Here is a 19,450-nt window from a genome sequence, read left to right on the forward strand (position 1 = left end):
ATGCCAAGATCGCGCGTCACACTCCCTGAGCAGGACTACCTCGCCCGGATCGGAGAGATTGCCTACACCGTCTCGTATCTTGAATGGACGATCCTCGGCGACCTGCAACGACTCGAGGGGCAACTCCCTAACGATTTCGTTCTGAGTAGGCTGGAGCCGATGATGACGTCGCAAATCGCGTCGGCGGTGAAGAGCGCGTCGAAGGTGACAGCCGAAGACGCGGTGAAGGATTACTTGGTCGCCGTTTATAACGCCCTCTTTGTCGCAGCGGACCTCCGCAACGACGTCCTCCATGCTCGCCCCGCCACCCACCCCGATCAAGGTCAGCGCCTAAACCGTGCCGAGGTGCGAGACCGGAAGACCACGGGCAAGCGCTTCTGGATCGACAACGAGTGGTTGGACACTGCGATCACCGAACTCAACGAGCAGCTGTCCGCGGTATCGCAGGTGCGACCGCCGGTCACGCCCGTCACCGCGGAGGCACGATGACCGAGGGAGAAGATCCGGCCGTGCCGGACTCCAAACGCCGGAAGTTCGACCGCAACCTCATGGAGACCGGCCACCGGCTCGCCCATCGCGTCGTCGAACCCGTACCCTTCTGCTGGTTCTGTGACCGCACTGCTGGGACGAGGTCTAAGGAGCACATCTTCCCGCAGTGGCTCCTCCGGCACCACGACGCGATGGACGAACGGGTCCACCCCACCAGGATCAGTCTCCCGTTAGGTGGTGCAGTCGTGTCCGAACGCGGTGAGCGCCCGCTTCGCGCGCACGTCAACGGCGAGGTGTGCGCCGACTGCAACAACGGCTGGATGTCTGCTCTCGAGGCCGCGGCCATGCCAATCCTCACCCAAGAGCCTCGGCAGGGGGCAATCCCCAGCGACGATGTCGGCGTCATCACTCGATGGTTTGCCAAGACCGCGGTCAACCTCAACGTAACGCAGCCGTTCCGGCTGCTCGTCGAGGCGCAGTCACGCCACGGTCTGGCGACCGGCATTCCCTCCGGGTTCGCAGTCCACCTCTTCCGTTCGGCCAAACAGAACGGCGTATTCGACTGGGTGCAGAAATCGCCGGAGATGGCGCTCTGTCCGCAGGACCAGCAAGGCGACATACTAAAAATCATGGAGCTCACACTCGTCACTCATATTCGGATCGCAGACCTCGTCGGAGTCGTCGTCTACGCCCCGAAACCGCTGCGCCCGGAGGATGTCGTGCTTCCCGACGCTACCAGGATCTATCCCCCGTCTGGACGGAGGACAACGTGGGAGACCGTACCCCTACTCACGGACTACCTCGACGGTATCGCAATCGTCGAGATGAAGGATGCCGGCTCCGCAGGAGCCTGTCCACCCGATGAAGCGAGCACCTGACTGTTCAGCGAACGGTCATTATTTGAATCTGAACTGCGTTGCCGCTAGTACGCTGCAAGGGCGCAATGAGTATTCGAAAGCTCTTTCAACAACCAAACGTATAGAGACTACAAACTGAACAGGTTCTCTGAACGGAACTGATGAGCTAGTAGGGGGGACGATTGGAATGGTGAATCGGGGAGAAGTGACAGTCATGGAGAATCTGGTCGAAAACCAGACCGACCTTAGGGCCTCGCATTCAGTCTGCGGTCGAGAACTCCTCGATTAGCCGTCAAACGCATCCACACGGTTCAGCGCACGCCACACGCTGGACCGACTCACGCCCAGCGCGGCCGCGATTTCGTTGAGACTATGCCCCTGCGCCTGCAGGTCCGCCGCCGCGCGTCTGCGTTGCTCTGACATCACTGTGGGGCGTCCACCCACTCGGCCCTGTGCGCGGGCGTGAGCCAGCCCCCTACGGGTGTTCTCGCGGATCGTGTCAACGCGGAGTTGGACGAAGACGGCCACGACACCGAAGAGCGCCCGGCCCATCGGGGTTGTGGTGTCGATCTCGGGCTCTGTGAGAGATCTCAGGTGTACGCCTTTCTCCCCCAGCTCGTGGACGAGCTGCAAGGCCATGACCTCGCCGCCGGCCAGACGATCCAAGGCCCGGACCACGAGGGTGTCACCCTGGCGTAGATAGTCCTGGCAGGCGACCCACTGCGGGCGGTCCCTTACCCTGGAGGATTCACCGTGGTCGGTGAACACACGCACGGCTCCAGCAGCGCGGAGCTCAGCTACTTGGGCGGCCGGGTTCTGCTCGCTTGTGCTCACGCGGGCGTATCCAACGATGGCGGTCATACCGAAAACGGTACGGCATAGGTTATGACATCAAGAAGGTTTCGGAACAGGGTTGTGAACGCGGAAGCGCCCGGCGTGTCGGACACGACGCCACCGGGCGCTGCAGCGTTGTCAGAAACGGCCGTTATCGGGCACTCACTCGCGCTCCAAGCGTGCCATTCCCCAGAAGGCGACAAAATAGACGACAGCGGTTGCCGCCCAGAAAACGCTTGCGGTCAACAAGTCATACTCCAGCGGGCCAGGGTCAAATAATCCGATTGTCGCAATGATTGCCAACCCGATGCCCCCTTGCACGCCTGCCAAGGTACGAATGTGTTTCAGCTGCCTTTCCTGCGCTGCGGCTGTCTCCCCGAGCCTGAGTGGCTTCCGTCCGACACGCGGTAGAACTGCCCAGGCGGCCAGGAGTAGCCCAGCACTAGGCACGCCAAGCATCACCAGAGGGAGGATAGAATACATGCTCAACCCGCCCGCAAAGACCGCTACGATCGGCAGCGCTACGAGCAGCGCGCACCAGACCCAGACGAATACCTGGACTCTCTTAAGCTCTGAATCTTTCAGCGCGTTCAGTTTGTCATCCATGTGCTAGATGCATTCCTCTCAGAATCGGCCGTTTTCGGAGAAAGCCTGGATGCTTCCGTCCGGCACCGTTCGGACCGCATTGCGACCGCGCTCCGGAAACGAAAGGGAATTGGGTGAAGCTGGTTCGGAACCTACTCGGACTTGTCGGCTGTTGCAATGATATGTGCCTCAATTGCCTTCATTGATGAGATATTGGTCTGGAGCGTAGGCCGCGATGCAACCCTAATAGGTGCTCCTGATCGCACAGAGATAGAGCTCGCCTTCATCGGTGTGATGCTGAGAAATATCGGTCAACCACAGTCGGCTCACGACATCCGCTTTGAACTCTTGCCAGGTCCGCCCATCCTCGTCAACTACGGCACAGAGGTCATCGTGGACGGGTGGGGCAGCCCCTTCCCGTTCGTGCCCCTCCCGTTGCTGAGGGCCGAGAACCAGGTATTGGTCAGACACAGCCGTCATGCGGTGCGCACGGCTATAGTCTGGCCGCCGGCTGGAGCGTCATCGGCGAGGTACCGGCGCCCAAATTCGGGGTCACCGCGATGGGCATCGACAAGCGCGCTGGCCCGATGCGCCTCGGCGAGATCGGCCTCAGGGAGCGGTGTGGCCAACCACCAAGGGTAGTGCTGGCGAGAGAGATTCGAGACCCGACATGGTCCCGCCACGGGGATCCCGTCGGCGGCGAGCCATCTCACGTGAGGGAAGAGCCTTTTGACGGCAGGTTCACCTGTGACAGATAGGTGGCGCCCCGACGAAGTACTTCGTTCCCTTGCTCCAGCAATCGGGTCCGCCCTCGCAACTCTCGCAACTCCGCTGGTCAAGTCCCTTGTAGTGGTGTAACGGCTGATTCCTTCGTTGGGGTTGTCAGGCGCTGAGCTCGAGGGCGGTGTCGGATTCGGTGTTCACCTCGTTTCCGGTGTCGTCGACGGGGGTGAGGCGGCAGCGGGCCAACACCTCGAGGCCGAGGTAGCGGCGGCCTTCGGCCCATTCATCGGTCTGCTCGGCCAGCACCGCCCCGACCAGGCGCACAATGGCCGCCCGGTTGGGGAAGATCCCCACCGCGTCGGTGCGGCGGCGGATCTCGCGGTTAAGCCGCTCCGCGGGGTTATTCGACCAGATCTGGGTCCAGACGTCCTTCGGGAAGGTCGTGAAGGCCAGGATGTCGGCCCGGGCGGCGTCGAGGTGCTCGGCGACGGCGGGGAGCTTCTCGGTCACGTAGTCCAGCAACCGGTCGAACTGGGCGTGAACCGCGCCGGCGTCGGGCTGGTCGTAGACGCTGTGCAGCATCGCCTTCACGGCCGGCCACATTGACTTCGGGGTGATGCCCATCAGGTTCGCCGCATAGTGGGTCCGGCAGCGCTGCAACACGGCCCCGGGCAGGTTGGCGGCGATCGCGTCCTTGAGCCCGGCGTGCGCATCGGAAGTGACCAGTCGGACCCCGGCCAGTCCCCGGGCGACCAGGTCGGCGAAGAACTCGTTCCACGCCGACCCCGTCTCGGAAGTGGCCACCCGCAGCCCGAGGACCTCACGGTGGCCGTCACCGTTGACGCCGGTGGCCAGCAGCACCACGGCTTTGACGACCCGGCCGTGCTCGCGCACCTTCATGCTCAGCGCGTCCGCGGCCACGAACGTGAACGGGCCGGCCTCGCTGAGGGGCCGGTGGCGGAAGGCCTCGACCTGCTCATCCAGGTCCGCCGCCATCCGGCTCACCTGCGACTTCGACAGGGCGTTGATGCCCAGCGTCTTCACCAGCTTGTCCATCCGGCGGGTGGAGACCCCGGCGAGGTAGCAGTCGGCGACCACGGTGATCAGCGCCGACTCGGCCCGCTTGCGCCGCTCCAGCAACCACTCGGGGAAGTAGGTGCCGGAGCGCAGCTTGGGGATGGCCACGTCGATGGTCCCGACCCGGGTGTCCAGGTCGCGGTGGCGGTAGCCGTTGCGCTGCGTTGAGCGGCCCGGAATGGGTTTGCCCCATTCGGCGCCGACCACCGCGTCGGCGTCGGCGCAGAGCAGGGAGTTGATCACGGTCTGCAGCAGCGAACGCATCAGATCCGGGGAGGCTTCGGACAGGGCTTCGCCGAGCAGACCGGCAGGGTCGACAATATGAGGAGCGGTCACCGTGGTGACTCCTTTCGAGGATTCTGTGGAAGGTTGACTCGAAGGATCACACGGTGGCCGCGTCCACGTCCGGAAGAACGTGCTGGTCAGTCGTGCGTTACACCACTCTATGGGGCTCTACTTTCGTCGAAACCATCGGCATCGAGCGCCGACACCATGAACTCCTCGGCACGGAGACGGATCGCCATAGACAGCACGATTTTATTCGCGAAGTTGACTCCTTCGTCAGCGGTCAACGCTATCTCGGCCTGTGCATAAATCCTGTCAAGCACAGATTCGCCCCCGCCCAGGGTCCGCCGGAGAGACCGGGAAAAACTTCATCAAAGATGCGGTCCAGCTCTGACTGCGTGGTTGTTCGCGTGCTCTCTTTCAGGTGAATCAGCGACGTGAGGGTGAGATAGTCGGCGTCTTTATTTCCGCGCCTGTGCGATGTTCGGCGGGGCGCTGTCAAGCAGCACGCCCGGGCACTCTTCGACGGTCGAGCCAGGGATGTAACACGTCTCGTTCGTCCGTTCTAAAATTAGTCCATGCGTACTGAACTTGCAGAGGAGCCGGAAGCCCACCGGTCGCTGGCCGCGCACGCGCGGCGTGACCAGATCATCCAAGCGGCGGCCGAGGTCGTGGCTGAGGTGGGGTACGCGAGCACGTCCACCGCACGCATCGCCGAGCGGGCCGGGATCAGTAAAGGGGTCATCACCTATCACTTCGAGAGCAAGGACGAGATCCTGCGGTCCGTCTCGCTTCGCTTCCTCGATCGCTGCAGTCAGGAGGTGGCGGCGCGCATCGAGTCAGCGACAACTGCTCACGAGCAGGTGCACGGCTGGATCCGAACAGAGCTAATGTTCTTCGCGGCCCATCGGGTCGAGTCCACCGCGATGTTCGACATCATGGCGAACCATCGTGATCCCGGTTTCTCCCGCGCCTTCGACGGTGAAGTCACCGCCGAGACCCAGCGGTTGGCCAAGATCCTGCGCCGGGGTCAGCAGCTGGCGGAGTTCCGTCCCCTTGACGCTGAGACCGTGGCGCACATCATCCTGCGGTGCCGAGACGGCCTGCTGGACTCCTGGGGCCAAGATGCGGAGGGGGATCTGAGCAGCCGGATCGACACGCTCCTCGATTTCATCGACCATGCCATCTCAGTCCGGTCGTGACAGGAGGGCGAGCTCCCCGCCTATCCCAACGAGGGAGCTGCCCGACGATCTCCCGGCCAGCCGACTGAAGGGACGGACCTCATGAAGGCTGTCAAACTCACCACTTTCACGATCCTGATGGTGTCGATCGCGGGGCTCCTGTTCGTCGTGGCGGCGAACCCACTGTTCAGCTTCGAACCTTTCGAGAGCGCAACAGTCAATTCGCACATCAACTACCAGCTCAGTGCGCTGCCCGTGGCGGCGCTGGCGGCGGTCGTGACGTTCCTGTTCGCAGGCAGAACGATTCTCCGCTACCTGAACTTCAACCGGGAAGGCGTGATGCGGCCGTTCTTCAGCAAGAAAGGAGAGGACGGCAGGTGGGAGACCGATGGGCGGGCGATCGGCCTCATCATGGTCGCCATCATCGGTGTGGTCACGTTCTTCCAACTGCTGCCGGGTGGCTTTTCGTTCCACTGGGTGCACCTGCTGTTCGTGATTCCCCTGGCAGCCACCAATGCGGTCGTCGAGGAGACCATCTACCGGCTCTCGTTCGTCTCCGTTGGCGCGCGCGACTCGGACTGTCTGGTACGGCATCATCATGCGGTCAGTGGTGTTCGGCGGTATGCATTACTGGGGTGCGATGCCAAACGGATTGGTCGGGGCACTCTTGTCAGCCTTTCTGGGCTTCTTCCTGGCCAAATCCATCCAGGAAACCAAAGGCATCTTCTGGGCGTTCACGATTCACTTCCTGCTGGACGTGGCGATCCTCGTCTTCCTTCTCAACGGCGCATGACCGCGCGGTCCTTGGCGAACTGCACCACTAGTCGGGCGAACGGTGGTGGTGAGCGAGATCATCTGACTCGACCGGCGGTCGCCGCCCGCCTGCCCTGTTAGACACCCTCACATGTAGGAGCGTCCTACACCCCAACCCCGGCCCGTAGTATTGACCCATGGGCGACGACACCGAACCCGACGACACCAACGAGCCCGCCCCGCGGCGGCCGTACCCGTCCCCGTACGGTGCCCAGTTCGCTAGGAGCTTCGGTGACCTCACCGGCTTCGGTCAGTTCCGTCAGGACATCCTTGACGCCATGCAGCCGAACCTGCCTGACCTGTCCCAGCTGTTCGCTGCCAACCACAAGCACCTTCTGGAACAACTCCAGCCCACCGTCGGGCAGCAGCTGCAATCGATGCTTTCCGACGCCGCATTGCGGGCCTGGCAAAGTCCCCCGGACCGTTCACGGCCACGCTCAACCCGTACCCCGCGAAAGTTCCTCACCGCCAACGCCACCGAGGTCACTACCCTGGCGCAGTTCACCAAGGCCGTGGCCCAACTGTCCGCCAAGCATTCCGACCACGAACTGGTGTGGCGCGGGCAGGGCAACGCCGACTGGGCTGTGCGCTCCACCCTGTCCCGAGCGGTGTCTCCCAACGGCGCTACTGAAGACGAACTCATCGAAGCTGAAACCGACATCGTCAACGACGCACTCGGGTGGGGCCTGCACCCGATGGACTTCCCAGCTGCTCCCTTGCACGTGCTGGCCGAACTGCAGCACGCCGGCGCGCCCACCCGGCTGCTCGACGTCACCCAGGTTCCCGAGATCGCCGCGTGGTTCGCCGTGGAGAACCCCGCACACGACGAGCACGACGCTCTGCTCATCGCCTGGGGGCAGCACCCCCGCGGCAAGAAGGGCGTCGCCAAGAACGAGCAGTCCACCAGCGAACTACTGAACCTCGATGGCGGCCACCAGCTGCCTTGGCGTGAGTGGAACGTTGAGGAGCGGCGTGACCGCGGGTGGGGTACCGGCGAGCGCGCTCACGTCTGGTTCCCACCCCATCCCAGCCTTCGCATGCGAGTTCAACATGGCGGGTTCATGATCGAATCCGGGCCCATCTTCACGGAGCCTGTCGTTGAAGTCATCAACGCCGAGCTCACCCGAACCACCGACGAAGATCACGACTGGCGGCGCAGCGAACTGGAACGAGCAACCTCCGTCATCGGGCTGCCCTCCCCCATCAATCGGGTCACCAAAGCCACCGACACTCCCCTGGTTCCGATCTTCACGATCGTCATCGCCAGTGAGGTCAAGGAAGTCATCCGCGCACACCTCGCCACCCGCGGGCTGAAGTCCAAAACCATGTACCCGGACCTGCCCGGGCTGGTCACCAACGTGCGACGCAACTACCCCACCGGGTGAGAACAGGGCTGCTGACACCTGCCGAACCGTGACCTCACCGGACCCAGTCAGCCACCTGGCCCATGACTGCCTCAGGGTTGGGAGCGGTGGCGTACACCGGCACCTCCAGGTAGTTCTCATCGTCGATCGGCAGCCCCTCGAGCGGGTGTTCCCGCAACCGGACAACCCGGTGCCCTGACGCAAGCAGGTCAACCGTCTTGGCCGTGTCGAGCTCTGCCTTGTTCGCATGCCAGTACGCCCCGTCGTACTCGACCACCAGCGTTCGGCCATCGTCGAGTTCGATCAGTACGTCCACCACCCATTGCGAGCGCCGGCCCGGCGCCGCCCGGGGAACCTTCGCGCCCGAGGACACCCGCCCAGCGAACACGTCCTTGGCGGCCGTCATGTGATCGAGCTCGACCTGCGACTTGCCGTGCACCCGACAGTCGGGACATCCCGAACCTGACGAACGTGAAGCCAACGACGCCGACCACACGTGGGAGGTATCCACGCTGCACACCCACAGCGGGTCAAACGCCGTCTGCCCAGAGGGCCGCACATGGAACGCTGACACTGGGTTCTCCGGTGACCATTCAGCGGCCAGCTCCGGAAAATGCCAGCCCAAGGAGTCCAAGATCGTTCGACACTCCGGGCATCGCAACCTCGGCTGATACGCACGGTCCTTCGGGGAGTCTTGCCACTCGTGACCACACCGCGGGTCACGCCACCACATGACTCGCTTCGACCTGGGCGACAACCTCTGCACCGTCCACTTCCCGTTCTTCGACGGGTGGAACTGCTCAGCAACCTCCGGCAGGTGACCCCCATGCGGATCCTCCTCCACCGCGGCCACCGTTTCAGCACGCGTCGTTGCAGCACGACACGACGGGCACCCCGACTTCAAGAACGTGTACGGGTTCACCCGGGGGTGGTGCCCCTCCGGACAACGAAACCGCACACCCGTGCCCACGAACGTACCCGCCACCGTCACCTCAGCAGGGTCGTACTCATCATCCGCCCAGGCCGCCACCAACTCCGGCACATCCGAACACAGAGTCACCTGCCACCGCTCATACTCCCGCGACCATTCCTCACGCTCCCGAGCAGTGCACTCCGGACATCGAGACCCACCCCCGATGTACAAGATCTTCTCCCGGAACCGGGCACCACACGGACACACCCACGACACCTCCCGGCGGGCACGCACCGACGCCGTCGCAAACCACACCGGGTCGTTCAACTCGTGATCCCACAACTGAACCGTCCTAGGTTTGATGCCGCTTCCTTTTGAGTTGAGAGGATGGCGTCATGCCTAAGAAGATTGATCCCGCGCTCCGTGAGCGTGCTGTTCGGCTGGTGTTGGAGCATCGGGCGGAGTACCCATCGACGGCGAAAGCGATCGCGGCGGTCGCCCGCCAGGTCGGGGTGGGGACTGAATCACTGCGCCGGTGGGTGGTTCAGGCTGAGATTGATGCTGGTGATCGTGAGGGTCAAACCAGTGAAGAGCATGCTGAGATTCGCCGGTTGAAAGCAGAGAATCGGCGGCTGCGTGAGGATGTTGCGATTTTGAAGTCCGCGGCGACTTTCTTCGCGGGGGAGCTCGACCCCCGCAACCGCTCTTGATGGGATTTATTGACCAGATGCGAGCCGAGGGGCATGCAGTCGAGTCGATCATTCGCGTCCTGCGTCAGCAGGGTGTGAAGATCGCTGCGCGCACCTACCGGTCGTGGAAGGCCGGCCGGGTCAGTTCCCGGACGGTGACGGACGCTCTGGTCGTGGATGCGGTCCGGGACGCTGCATGGACGACGGTGAAGCGTGCTGATGGGACCGAGTACCGGCGTCTGGCCCCGGAAGGGCTCTATGGGCGGAAGAAGATGACCGCACTGATCCGCCGTACGAGCCTGCCGGAGGCCTCTCGTGGCGCCGTGGACCGGGCCATGCGGGTCCTTGGCCTCGAGGGCGTCACTCGGGCGAAAGCGATTCGCACGACGATCCCGTCGAAGGACGGTGTTCGTGCCGGGGACTTGCTCAACCGTGACTTCACCGCTCCGCACCCGGATCACACATGGGTCATGGACTTCACCTACGTCCGCTCCTGGGCCGGATGGGTCTATGTCGCGTTCATTGTTGACGTGTACTCCCAGCGCATCGTTGCCTGGCACGCGCAAACCAGCAAACAGGTCGATCTGGTGATGATCCCCTTGCGGATGGCGCTCTGGGAGCGGGCCCGGCAAGGCCGGCCCGTGCAGCCAGAACAGTTACGAGCGCATTCCGATGCCGGGTCTCAATACACCGCGGTTGCTTACACCGAGAAGCTCACCTTGGACGGGATTGCCCCGTCGATCGGGTCCGTTGGGGATGCGTACGATAACGCGCTCATGGAGACGATCAACGGGCTCTATAAGGCCGAGTGTGTACGCACGACCGTGTTCCATGACGGGGCGTACAAGACGATCTCTGACGTTGAATACGCCACGGCCGGCTGGGTCGATTGGTACAACCACCGCAGGCTCCACGGTAGCCTCGGAATGGTCAGCCCCGAAGAATACGAGGCGACCTACTACGCAGCCCTGACACCAGAGCTGCTCCCCGCATAAAAGCGGCAGAAAACCTAGGACGGTTCACCTTCACATATGGTAACTACCGCCACAACCTCATAATCCGAACCACAAGAAACCCCTCCCAATGCGATGCGCACCATACCCTCCCGCAAAAGTTTGCTCCCGATTTCGCCAGAGCAGGATTTGTGGGTAATGATTCAATTCATCACCCGAAGTACTTGGTGTGGTGGGAGAAGTCAGATCACCGCAGCAAAGCAAGCGCTGTAAACACCAGCTGGAGTAATTGGTGGAGTACCCGGAAAAGAACTGTTCCAAGCAAAAAGAGTGTTCTCAACAAGAGAACTGCGGTCTTGAAGCAGTATCCACCTCGTTGCCCCTGAGTAACTCGTTAGGAAAAGAACCACATGAACATGGATGAACCCGATGAGCACAACTTCTGGACGAATATTGACGCGAGCGACTACCAGGACCGTTGGATTATCTCAGGAAAGGGAACGACCCGCGACATGTGGGTAGGTCTAGCATGGGAAGGCATCGATCCGGATAGACCCTTTACACTTCCAGATGGCACTGATTTTTTGGATCTCCTCAGCGAAGGCCGTTTCAGCTCGATCGCTGACAAGGTCTGGCTTCAAGCCGATAAAAAGGGACGAATGGAGGACGTTCTTTGGACGTGCACCATGTCCTACACGGCTATTTCAACCCGACTCGTGAAAGCGCTCAAGAAGTTCACTCCCGAGGGAATACAGAGTTGGCCGCTGGAAGTCAGGTCCAAACGCGGTGAGAAGCTCTCTGACGATTATCACCTGATCGTCATCAGTCCCACTGCCAGTGATGATTCACCTGTGCGCTCCTTCCCATACAAGGACTTACCCAGCGCAAGTTTCGATGTCACCTCCGAGGTCTTCGACCACCTCAAGGAACAAGGGATTACCGGGTTCTCCGCAGAACATGGACTCGACTACATCAAGACCGCCCGTGAAAATGAGGAAACAGAACGGGACTGGGAACGCAAGAAAGCCACCGGCGACTTGACCGACTACGAACGAGAACTCCTCGAAGAAGAACGTCAACTCATTGCTGAAGCAGAAGCCTACGACCGCGAAAACCCACGACCCTAAACAACCGGCACAACCAAGACCCATCCATTGACCACAGCACGAGTCATAGTGAGCCACCCTCTCCAGAGCGACGGATAGCAGATAGGGTGGTGTTTCATGGCGAAAAAGCTCCCAAAAACCAACGTGCCATTCGACTCCCGGCGAAACATTTCTAGGTGGCTCTCGTCTTCGCAGATAGAAGCGGCTTTTCTCGCCGACGATCTGATGTACTCGTTTGGCTTCATCGACCAGTACCTACCCGGTTTGGACCCGATTCTTGCGCAGCGGGCAGAACTGGGGGAACTGTCGTGGTTCGGTGGACCAGCCATCGAACCCCTCAGCGAATGGCCTCGCACTGATCAGGGCGAGCCTTTGGCTCATATCGCGACGATCTTCCTCCCTGAAGTCCAGGCGATGATCGAGTCCGATGACCTCAGCGAGGAGGATTGGCCGGAGCCAGGAGCACGGCTACCCGAGAGCGGTTATCTCGAAGTGTTTCACCATCTGGAGACCTATGGGAACCCGGAGGACGACGGCACACAAGGCTGGCTAGTCAGACATGTGCCCTGGGCGGTCGACGCCGACAGTTTCCCGGCGTTAGTGTCCCCGCCTGACGATCTTGATACACCATCGGAGGTCTGTCAGGCCGTGTGGGTGCACGGTGGATTCAGCGTTCCGCGAGCCGTCGACTTCACTGACGATAGCGATGAACGCTTCGAGGCGGCGGAGCGAGTGGAAAGCGAGCTGTATGCCACGTGGATGTTCAACCGTACCCTTGGTAAGAAGGTGAAGGAGCCGCTCATCCCGTTTAGTCATCTCTATGGTCATAGCGACTCCGGGACTGAGTATGCGCTCGATATTCTCCAAGAGGTCCGCCCGTTGCGCCGGGACGGCGACCGCCACATCCTCCTGTTGAGTGTGGAAAGCTGGACTTTCTTTGATGGCTGGTTTGGAGACGCGGGCAACTTCGAGGTGTGGATACGCGAGTCAGACCTGCGTGACGGCAGCTTTGATCAGTCGTGGTGCATGATCCGTACCGACTAGACCTCACGTAACCGACGTCAGGGCTTCCGCCGAGGAAGTCATCGAGGCCCCCAGACCATTTGCCTTGGGGGCCTCGACCTGAGTCGGGAAAAACCAACGATCTAGGTCCCTCGACCACCGGTCTCCAACAAACAAAGCGAAACCAGGCCGGAGGCAGCTTCACCCCATTCGAAAACTCAGTTGGCACGACTAGTTGTGTTGACCCGGACGAGTGTCCCCGCCATGGCTGCGAGATCTTCGATCCGCAATCTCTGGGAGTAAGTCTGCGCCCAAGGAACATCGCCCTTAGAAAACACATCACTTCAGCACGGTCCCGTCCGTGATCAGCTGGTGTAACCGGCAGGGCATGAAGAACGTCTGCGTGATGCTCCTATAGTTGTCAACTCGCGATTTCTCCGGTCCTCGGGTCGGTCTTGACGAGGTGGTAAACCTCTCGGATCACGTAGCGTTTTAGGCAGCGGATGATCTCGCGCTTGGATTTGCCCTCAGCAGTTCGGCGTGCGACGTAGGCGATTGTGGGTTCGTGGAATCTCATCCTGACGATTACGGTGCGGCAAAATCGCAGCATTGAGCTGTCTGTGCCCGCCTTGGTTGATGCGATGTTTGCCACTGGTCATCCCTGAGCCTGCCGGGATGGGGCTGATGCCTGCCAGTTTCGCGAACGCAGCTTCGTTTCTGATGCGCTCAGGGTTATCGCCGGCAACGATCAGGATCTCCGCGGCGGTGTCGACCCCGATGCCGAATCTCTCCAGCAGGTGCGGTGCTCGCTGGGCCACGAGGTCCTTGATCATCTCCTCCAGTTCAATGATTTCGTCATTGAGCGTCATCCAGCGCTTGGCAATCGAACGCAGTACGTGGCGGTTAGCATCCTCCGGGGTGTTCAGTCCGCGTGGGCGTAGCCCAGCACAGTGACGAGCGATCATCTTCTGGGTCTTCCCTGCTGTTTCACGGCGCAGGTCTTCTGATGCGTGGATGAGCATCGCCTTGAGCGTGATCATTGCCCCGGTCCTGTCCTTGAGCGCGGTATCGTGGGCAACCTTCAGCTGCCGGATCATCTCCACCGCACCGTCGGCAGACTTCGGCGTAGCGGTGGCGAAGCCTGCCAGCACCGCCCGGGCAGCGTTCTCAGCATCCAGCGTGTCGGATTTGCCATTCAGCCGCCTTAACCGTCGATCCGGTCGGGAAACCTCAATGACTTTGTGATCATTCCGCCTCAAGAACGAGGTCAGCCCAGCACCATAAGGGGCCGGTGCCCTCAATTCCGAAAGCGATAATCTTGCCAAACCCGGCCGCCCACTCCAGCAGTTGTTTATAGCCTGCGACATCCGTGGCGATCGTTAGTGTAGCTAGAATCCCGCCGATGGAATCCATCACAGCAGCCACGTGGATGTACTTGTGGGTGTCGACCCCGAAGACGACATGCCCGAAACGGGCGGTCTCTACGGTGTCCATAGCTTCTGTTCCTCCTGCCGATGAGCGTGGGAGTCACGCTGTCGCCGGCGGGTGGACAGGACTGTCACGAGGACGCTTCGTTGACTTGCTTGGCTCCAGGCTCCTATTAGGTCACTCCTGGTCGGCGGCAGCGTGTTCTTGCCTGCCCGGCCGGAAGCTCGACAGTACAACGCCAAGGCACCCTGCGGGCCAATCATAAGCATGGGTCAGAGTACTGCGGCCGGGACTCCCCGATTCTTGCGGAACCCGGTGGAAACAGGCTGACAGTCATACGAGTCCCCGCGCGACCCCACAGATGCCACGACCTCGGACTCTGCCAGGGTCTCGCCATAGCGAATCGATCGGAATTGAACGCCTCGGTCCGAGTGGTGGACAAGCCCGGATACGTCTTCGCCGGCCCGGTATTTCGCCGCCAGAGCCATCGTGAGTGCGTCTCTGGCCAGTGATTCCCGCATATGGTTCGTCACCTGCCAGCCGACGATCTCCCGGTGGAAGACGTCAAGGATGAACGTCGTGTACACCCACCCAGCAGACGTCGGAACATAGGTGATATCCGCGACCCACAAGCAGTTGGGTGCCGGTGCTGCGAACTCACGTTCGACGAGATCATCCGGACACTCCTCGGCACATGCTGAAGCCGTCTTCGGCCGCTTCCTCCTGCGTCGGATTCCGTCGATGCCTAGCTGGCGCATCAACCGCTCCACTGTGCAGCGGGCCACCGGACCGAACTGGTCGGCGTAGTCGCGGTTGATTGCCTTCCACATCTTCCGCACTCCGTAACAGGAGTAGTTCGCTTCATGCACATCCTGGATGACCACTATCAGTGCCTGGTCCCGTCGGGCCCGGGCTGATGGTTGACGCTTCTTGTACGCGTAATACGAGCTCACAGCAATCCGTGCAGCAGTCCCGGACAGGGCGCGCACGATTGGCTCGACTCCGAACTCGTGACGGTGATCGTCGATGAAGCTAACGATCACTTCGATGGGCGGTCGAGCTCCGCCGCGAAGAAAGCCGATGCTCTCTTCAGGATCTCGTTGGCCCTCTTTGCTTCGGCCAACTCAGCCCGTAGTCGGCGGTTCTCAGCCTCAAGATCAACCGACTCGGCCGGTGTGGCTTTGCCGGAGTCCTTGTGCTTACGTACCCAGACTCGCAGGGTCTCTTTGCTCAGGCCGAGTTCGTTCGCGACGCGGGTGATGGCTCCGTTCGCGGTGTCCGGGTCGGTCTGGGCATGCAGGACGAGCTCGACGGCACGAGCCTTGAGTTCGTCGGTGTATTTCACTGGCAAGAGAGAATCTCCTTCTTCCAATCTCCCTGCCTCTATTATCCCCGGAGCGATTCAGTTTCTGCTACTTCGATTTCGGTGACGGTTGCGCCATTGGTTCCTTCCTCGTCGACCTGCAGCTGGGCCTGATGCCCCACGGCATCGATCCAGAGATCTGATTCCATGATCCCGTCCAGCACGGGGACCCGAAGATCGACCTCCGTCAGCTTCTCGCTCTCAAACGCCTCCGAAATCTCACTCCAGTGGGCCGCTGTGATGCTCTCAGGAGATGTGCCGGGTGCTGGCAACACGATGTCCATGGCGAATCCATCGGTGTAGCGCAACCGGATTACTTGGCCGATCTCCGAATCTTGGTACTGAGCTTCCACCATGTGCGTCATCGAGTCGGTTTCGACGGTGCTGCCGTCGAGCAGACTGAAATCCGTGGGCCGCGTATTGTTCGGGTCGAGGGGATTCTCCCACCTTGCCTCCATCAGGAGGGCGTTTTGGATTACCGCGAAAGTGCGAACATCTGGCTCGATCGCAGACTCTTCGATCAGTCCCCCGGTATGGCGGTTCACCCATTCGTCCAAGGCGCCCTTCGCGGCCGGAGTCGTAAAGTCTGCGTCGCCAACACCGGCGTCGTACCAGCGACTCAGAGTGTTCAAGAACTCTTCCTTCACTCCCCCGCCCTCGCGGACGGTCACCTGGTTCGCTAGATGCAGCAGGGGCACCTCGGGTAGTTCGTCCTCCTGGACCGCGCTCGGGTCACCATCGAACTTGCGCACTGATTCCTGCAGTGCGCTGAGTGCCCGGGTGCGGTCCTCACCGGTAGCTCCTAGCCATGTGTCCAATTCTTCCGCGGCTGCGTCGTTGGCCCCTTCGGCCAGCATGCCGAACGCCATCATCAGGGAGGCTGGTGAGACCACCGCATTGTCAGTGCCTTGGCTGAGGTAGCGCTGGGCTTCGACACCGATTCTGGTGCTTGCTGCCACGACGTCATCGACCGCGATGGCATCACGTAGTGACGCGGGCTCGTACTCAACGTTCCCCAGCACCGCGCTCTTCATGGCCTCAGTGTAGGGGTGGGCACACCACGGGCCTACGCTCAGACAGGCTCTCATCTGGTTCTCACGCGTGGTCGTTACGCTGATGCCATGAGCCGATTCATACCGGTCGGCACCCGTCGATCACCCCAGGAGTGATGAGTGATGAAGAACAAGAACACCGCCACCATCCGCCGTTTCGCCACCACCACCGGCGCGGCACTCGCCGCCGTGGCCCTGTTGGCTGCGTGCACCACCGAAGAAGGCTCCGGTGACACCGTCTCCCAGCCTCCGATCGACACCCCTTCCGCGACCGTTACCGATTCGGGCGCCGCTGACACCACGGAGTCGACCGACAGCACCGACCAGGCTTCGGCCGCAGCATCGGATGACGCTGGCAACGGTGACGCTGCTGCTCAGGGTGACGATCCAGTCTTCGGCGTGATCGACGCCGTGCTGGCCGAGTACGCCGACGGCATCATCGTTGATATCGACCGTGAAGACCGCGGCGACCGCTATGACATCGACGTCGTGGTCGGCAATGAGATCATCGAGCTCGAGGTCACCGTTGACGGCGAGATCCGCGAGGACGAGCGCGAGGGCGACGATGACGACATCCGTGAAGCCCAGCAGGCCACGGTGACCGCTGCCGACGCAATTCGTGAGGCACTGAACCAGCACGAGGGTTCCGTCCTCGACGAGGCTCAGTTGGATGAGGACGATGACCGCCTGGTGTGGGACATCGATCTGGACGACGAAAACGGAAATGACTTGGCCGAGCTGGAGATCCCTGCTAACTGACGCTGAACGTCAGTGCCACACGCGCCCTGTGCTCAGCGACCTGAGCGCAGGGCGCGTCGTCGTTGTTCGAGCTCCATGAGTTCTTCGTTGATCTTGGTGAAGGTCTCCGAATCCGCTTCGGCGCCGAGGCGCTGCAGCTGGCCCATCAGGTCGGCCTTGCGGTGGGTGATCTGCAGCTCGAAGAGGCGGTTCATGATGTCGCGGCAGTAGCGCGCCAGGTCTTCTTCGGTGCGTGCCGGCAACGACGTCACGGCCAGCTCCGCGACCAGGGACGCCAGCGGCTGCGGCACCTCATCCACCACCTTGTCGACCCAGTTCGTGGGGGTCGCCCCGGCAGATCCGGCCGCCATCACCCCGGAGTGGATCGCGGCGAATGCGGGCACCTTGAACTGCGAGGTGTAGAACGCCTGCCACTGCTCGGCCGAAAGCTGAGTGGGCTGCTGGAGCACGACTTCCAGTGCTTCCTTTTCCATGCGCGACACCGGGTCATTCAGATCGGGCCGGAAGGAAGATCGCTGCGACTGCTCCGCGCCTTCCGCACTTTGTTGGTCCTGTTGGGATCCTCGCCCCTGCTGTTGGTGCCCCGGGGTGTTCCCGGAGCGTTGCGAGGCCTGCACGGCCCGCGTGACGATGCCGGGATCCATGCCCAGCCACCCGGCCAGCTCGCGGGTGTAGCCAGCACGGATCACCGAATCGCGAATGTCAGCCACGATCGGGGCGGCATAGCGCAACCCCTGGGTACGGCCCTCCACCGTGTTCAGGTTGTGGTTCTTGAGCCCTGCCCGGATTGCGAATTCGAACAGCGGGCGCCGCGATTCAATAAGATCCCGGACTGCCTGGTCCCCCTTTTCGAGGCGCACGTCGCAGGGGTCCTTTCCGGAGGGTTCCACCGCGACATAGGTGCGAGCCAGGAACCGGTGGTCCTCCTCAAAGGCACGCAATGCTGCCTTTTGACCGGCGGCGTCGCCGTCGAAGGTGAAGATGACTTCTCCCCCGCTGCCGTCGTCGGAAATCAGCCGTCGTACGATCTTGATGTGCTCCGCACCAAAAGCGGTGCCGCACGTGGCCACCGCGGTGGTGATCCCGGACAAGTGGGCCGCCATCACGTCGGTGTAGCCCTCCACGACGACGAGTTGCCGGGACTTGGCCACATCGCGTTTCGCGAGATCCAGCCCGTAGAGCACCTGGGATTTCTTGTAGAGCGCCGTTTCCGGGGTGTTGAGGTACTTGGGGCCCTGGTCATCGTCGTGCAGGCGCCGGGCACCGAAGCCAATGGTGGAGCCGGTCATATCTCGAATCGGCCAGGTGAGCCGGCCGCGGAAGCGGTCATAAAGCCCGCGGTTACCTTCGGAGAACAACCCAGTAGCGCGCAGTTCGTCGTCGTTGAACCCCTTGCGGCGCAGGTGATTCAGCAGCTTGTCCCATCCCTGCGGAGCGTATCCCACACCGAAGTGGCTGGCGTCTTCGCGGGTGAAGCCTCGCTCCTTGAGGAAGGTCCGCCCGATCTCGGCGTCGGGCGCGCCCAGGTTGGTGTGGAAGAACTCATCGGCCAGCTTATTGGCCTCCAGCAGTCGCTGCCGCTGGCCCACCTGGTGCTTGTCCGGCCCGGTACCGCCGTCTTCGTAACGCAGCTCGATACCGGCTTTCGCTGCCAACCGTTCCACGGTCTCGGTGAAGCTGGTGTGCTCGAGGTTCATCAGGAAGCTGATGACGTCACCGGATTCCTCGCAGCCGAAGCAGTGGTAAGTGCCCACCGAAGGCCGGATGTGGAAGGAAGGGGTGCGCTCGTCGTGGAACGGGCAGAGCCCTTTGAACGAGCCGACGCCGGCGGTGCGCAGGGTGACGTACTCCTCGACGATCTCCTTGAGATCGGTGCTCTCGCGCACCTTGTCGATGTCCTCCCGCTTGATCAGTCCCGCCATGACCTCCAGTCTAGATCCAACAGGCGCGACGACGTGCTGCGACCGTGTCAGCCTG

20 protein-coding genes, 1 pseudogene and 1 other annotated feature are annotated in these 19,450 nt (G+C 61.8%); of the genes and pseudogenes, 9 read left to right on the forward strand and 12 right to left on the reverse strand.

What is annotated here, in order from left to right:
* Positions 1–489, forward strand: coding sequence for a hypothetical protein (locus O1A05_RS13630; protein WP_270105761.1), 489 nt, complete (start codon positions 1–3; stop codon positions 487–489).
* On the forward strand, positions 486–1,367 hold the full coding sequence (locus O1A05_RS13635) for a hypothetical protein (protein WP_270105762.1): 882 nt from the start codon (positions 486–488) through the stop codon (positions 1,365–1,367). Before O1A05_RS13630 ends, O1A05_RS13635 begins: the two co-directional genes overlap by 4 nt.
* A 264-nt stretch (positions 1,368–1,631) precedes the next feature.
* Here O1A05_RS13635 and O1A05_RS13640 read toward each other — a convergent pair whose 3' ends face one another.
* From O1A05_RS13640 to O1A05_RS13655, 4 genes are all read right to left on the reverse strand, one after another.
* Entirely contained in the window at positions 1,632–2,207 is a 576-nt protein-coding gene (locus O1A05_RS13640) for a recombinase family protein (RefSeq protein ID WP_270105763.1), read from the reverse strand.
* A 135-nt stretch (positions 2,208–2,342) separates the two neighbouring features.
* Entirely contained in the window at positions 2,343–2,786 is a 444-nt protein-coding gene (locus O1A05_RS13645) for a hypothetical protein (RefSeq protein WP_270105764.1), read from the reverse strand.
* A 455-nt stretch (positions 2,787–3,241) separates the two neighbouring features.
* On the reverse strand, positions 3,242–3,394 hold the full coding sequence (locus O1A05_RS13650; protein WP_270105765.1) for a hypothetical protein: 153 nt from the start codon (positions 3,392–3,394) through the stop codon (positions 3,242–3,244).
* A gap of 253 nt (positions 3,395–3,647) precedes the next feature.
* Positions 3,648–4,901, reverse strand: coding sequence for an IS256 family transposase (locus O1A05_RS13655; RefSeq protein ID WP_270105766.1), 1,254 nt, complete (start codon positions 4,899–4,901; stop codon positions 3,648–3,650).
* Between the two features lie 527 nt (positions 4,902–5,428).
* On the opposite strand from O1A05_RS13655, the gene O1A05_RS13660 reads away from it, so the two are divergent.
* The 3 genes from O1A05_RS13660 (at position 5,429) to O1A05_RS13670 (ending at position 8,229) form a co-directional block, all read left to right on the forward strand.
* Complete coding sequence (locus O1A05_RS13660) at positions 5,429–6,052, forward strand: TetR/AcrR family transcriptional regulator (RefSeq protein WP_270105767.1); 624 nt, start codon at positions 5,429–5,431, stop codon at positions 6,050–6,052.
* An 81-nt stretch (positions 6,053–6,133) separates the two neighbouring features.
* Positions 6,134–6,925 carry a hypothetical protein gene (locus tag O1A05_RS13665; protein ID WP_270105768.1) on the forward strand — a complete coding sequence of 264 codons (792 nt, stop codon included), beginning with the start codon at positions 6,134–6,136 and terminating at the stop codon, positions 6,923–6,925.
* A 56-nt stretch (positions 6,926–6,981) separates the two neighbouring features.
* Positions 6,982–8,229: an FRG domain-containing protein gene (locus O1A05_RS13670; RefSeq protein ID WP_270105769.1), complete on the forward strand. Its 1,248-nt coding sequence runs from the start codon at positions 6,982–6,984 to the stop codon at positions 8,227–8,229.
* A gap of 34 nt (positions 8,230–8,263) precedes the next feature.
* Here the strand turns inward: O1A05_RS13670 and O1A05_RS13675 are convergent, their stop codons facing one another.
* Both O1A05_RS13675 and O1A05_RS15800 read right to left on the reverse strand, forming a co-directional pair.
* Complete coding sequence (locus O1A05_RS13675) at positions 8,264–8,647, reverse strand: hypothetical protein (protein ID WP_270105770.1); 384 nt, start codon at positions 8,645–8,647, stop codon at positions 8,264–8,266.
* Positions 8,648–8,707: 60 nt separating this feature from the next.
* Positions 8,708–9,436: pseudogene (locus O1A05_RS15800) on the reverse strand (zinc-ribbon domain-containing protein); the annotation flags it as partial.
* Between the two features lie 80 nt (positions 9,437–9,516).
* Here O1A05_RS15800 and O1A05_RS13680 point away from each other — a divergent pair.
* The 3 genes from O1A05_RS13680 (at position 9,517) to O1A05_RS13690 (ending at position 12,913) form a co-directional block, all read left to right on the forward strand.
* A protein-coding gene (locus O1A05_RS13680) for an IS3 family transposase (protein WP_270105189.1) occupies positions 9,517–10,805 on the forward strand; the annotation gives its coding sequence in 2 pieces (ribosomal slippage) (positions 9,517–9,790 and positions 9,790–10,805; 1,290 coding nt in all).
* A 374-nt stretch (positions 10,806–11,179) separates the two neighbouring features.
* A complete protein-coding gene (locus tag O1A05_RS13685) occupies positions 11,180–11,890 on the forward strand; it encodes a hypothetical protein (RefSeq protein WP_270105771.1) in 711 nt (236 codons plus the stop codon).
* Between the two features lie 96 nt (positions 11,891–11,986).
* The gene (locus O1A05_RS13690) at positions 11,987–12,913 is read left to right on the forward strand and encodes a DUF1963 domain-containing protein (protein WP_270105773.1); all 927 of its coding nucleotides are present in this window, start codon (positions 11,987–11,989) and stop codon (positions 12,911–12,913) included.
* A gap of 485 nt (positions 12,914–13,398) precedes the next feature.
* Here O1A05_RS13690 and O1A05_RS13695 read toward each other — a convergent pair whose 3' ends face one another.
* The 5 genes from O1A05_RS13695 to O1A05_RS13715 all read right to left on the reverse strand — a co-directional run bounded on the left by O1A05_RS13695 (position 13,399) and on the right by O1A05_RS13715 (position 16,696).
* Positions 13,399–13,968, reverse strand: coding sequence for a transposase (locus O1A05_RS13695; protein ID WP_270105774.1), 570 nt, complete (start codon positions 13,966–13,968; stop codon positions 13,399–13,401).
* Positions 13,969–14,116: 148 nt separating this feature from the next.
* The gene (locus tag O1A05_RS13700) at positions 14,117–14,365 is read right to left on the reverse strand and encodes an IS110 family transposase (protein WP_270105775.1); all 249 of its coding nucleotides are present in this window, start codon (positions 14,363–14,365) and stop codon (positions 14,117–14,119) included.
* Positions 14,366–14,571: 206 nt separating this feature from the next.
* The gene (locus O1A05_RS13705; protein ID WP_270105776.1) at positions 14,572–15,342 is read right to left on the reverse strand and encodes an IS3 family transposase; all 771 of its coding nucleotides are present in this window, start codon (positions 15,340–15,342) and stop codon (positions 14,572–14,574) included.
* Positions 15,250–15,378 (reverse strand) — a sequence feature (AL1L pseudoknot). (Overlaps the previous gene by 93 nt.)
* Positions 15,339–15,644 (reverse strand): transposase, encoded by a 306-nt coding sequence (locus tag O1A05_RS13710; RefSeq protein ID WP_270107598.1) that lies wholly within the window; start codon positions 15,642–15,644, stop codon positions 15,339–15,341. Its footprint overlaps the feature before it by 40 nt. Before O1A05_RS13710 ends, O1A05_RS13705 begins: the two co-directional genes overlap by 4 nt.
* 41 nt (positions 15,645–15,685) lie before the next feature.
* Positions 15,686–16,696: a serpin family protein gene (locus O1A05_RS13715; RefSeq protein WP_270105777.1), complete on the reverse strand. Its 1,011-nt coding sequence runs from the start codon at positions 16,694–16,696 to the stop codon at positions 15,686–15,688.
* A 141-nt stretch (positions 16,697–16,837) separates the two neighbouring features.
* Between O1A05_RS13715 and O1A05_RS13720 the strand changes: the two genes are divergently transcribed.
* The gene (locus O1A05_RS13720) at positions 16,838–17,473 is read left to right on the forward strand and encodes a PepSY domain-containing protein (RefSeq protein ID WP_270105778.1); all 636 of its coding nucleotides are present in this window, start codon (positions 16,838–16,840) and stop codon (positions 17,471–17,473) included.
* A gap of 32 nt (positions 17,474–17,505) precedes the next feature.
* Here the strand turns inward: O1A05_RS13720 and dnaG are convergent, their stop codons facing one another.
* Positions 17,506–19,395, reverse strand: a complete 1,890-nt coding sequence (gene dnaG, locus O1A05_RS13725; RefSeq protein ID WP_270105779.1) for a DNA primase — start codon at positions 19,393–19,395, stop codon at positions 17,506–17,508.
* Positions 19,396–19,450 lie beyond the last annotated feature (55 nt).

Source organism: Citricoccus sp. NR2 (assembly GCF_027594385.1).
In the GTDB taxonomy this organism is placed as follows: Bacteria; Actinomycetota; Actinomycetes; order Actinomycetales; family Micrococcaceae; genus CmP2.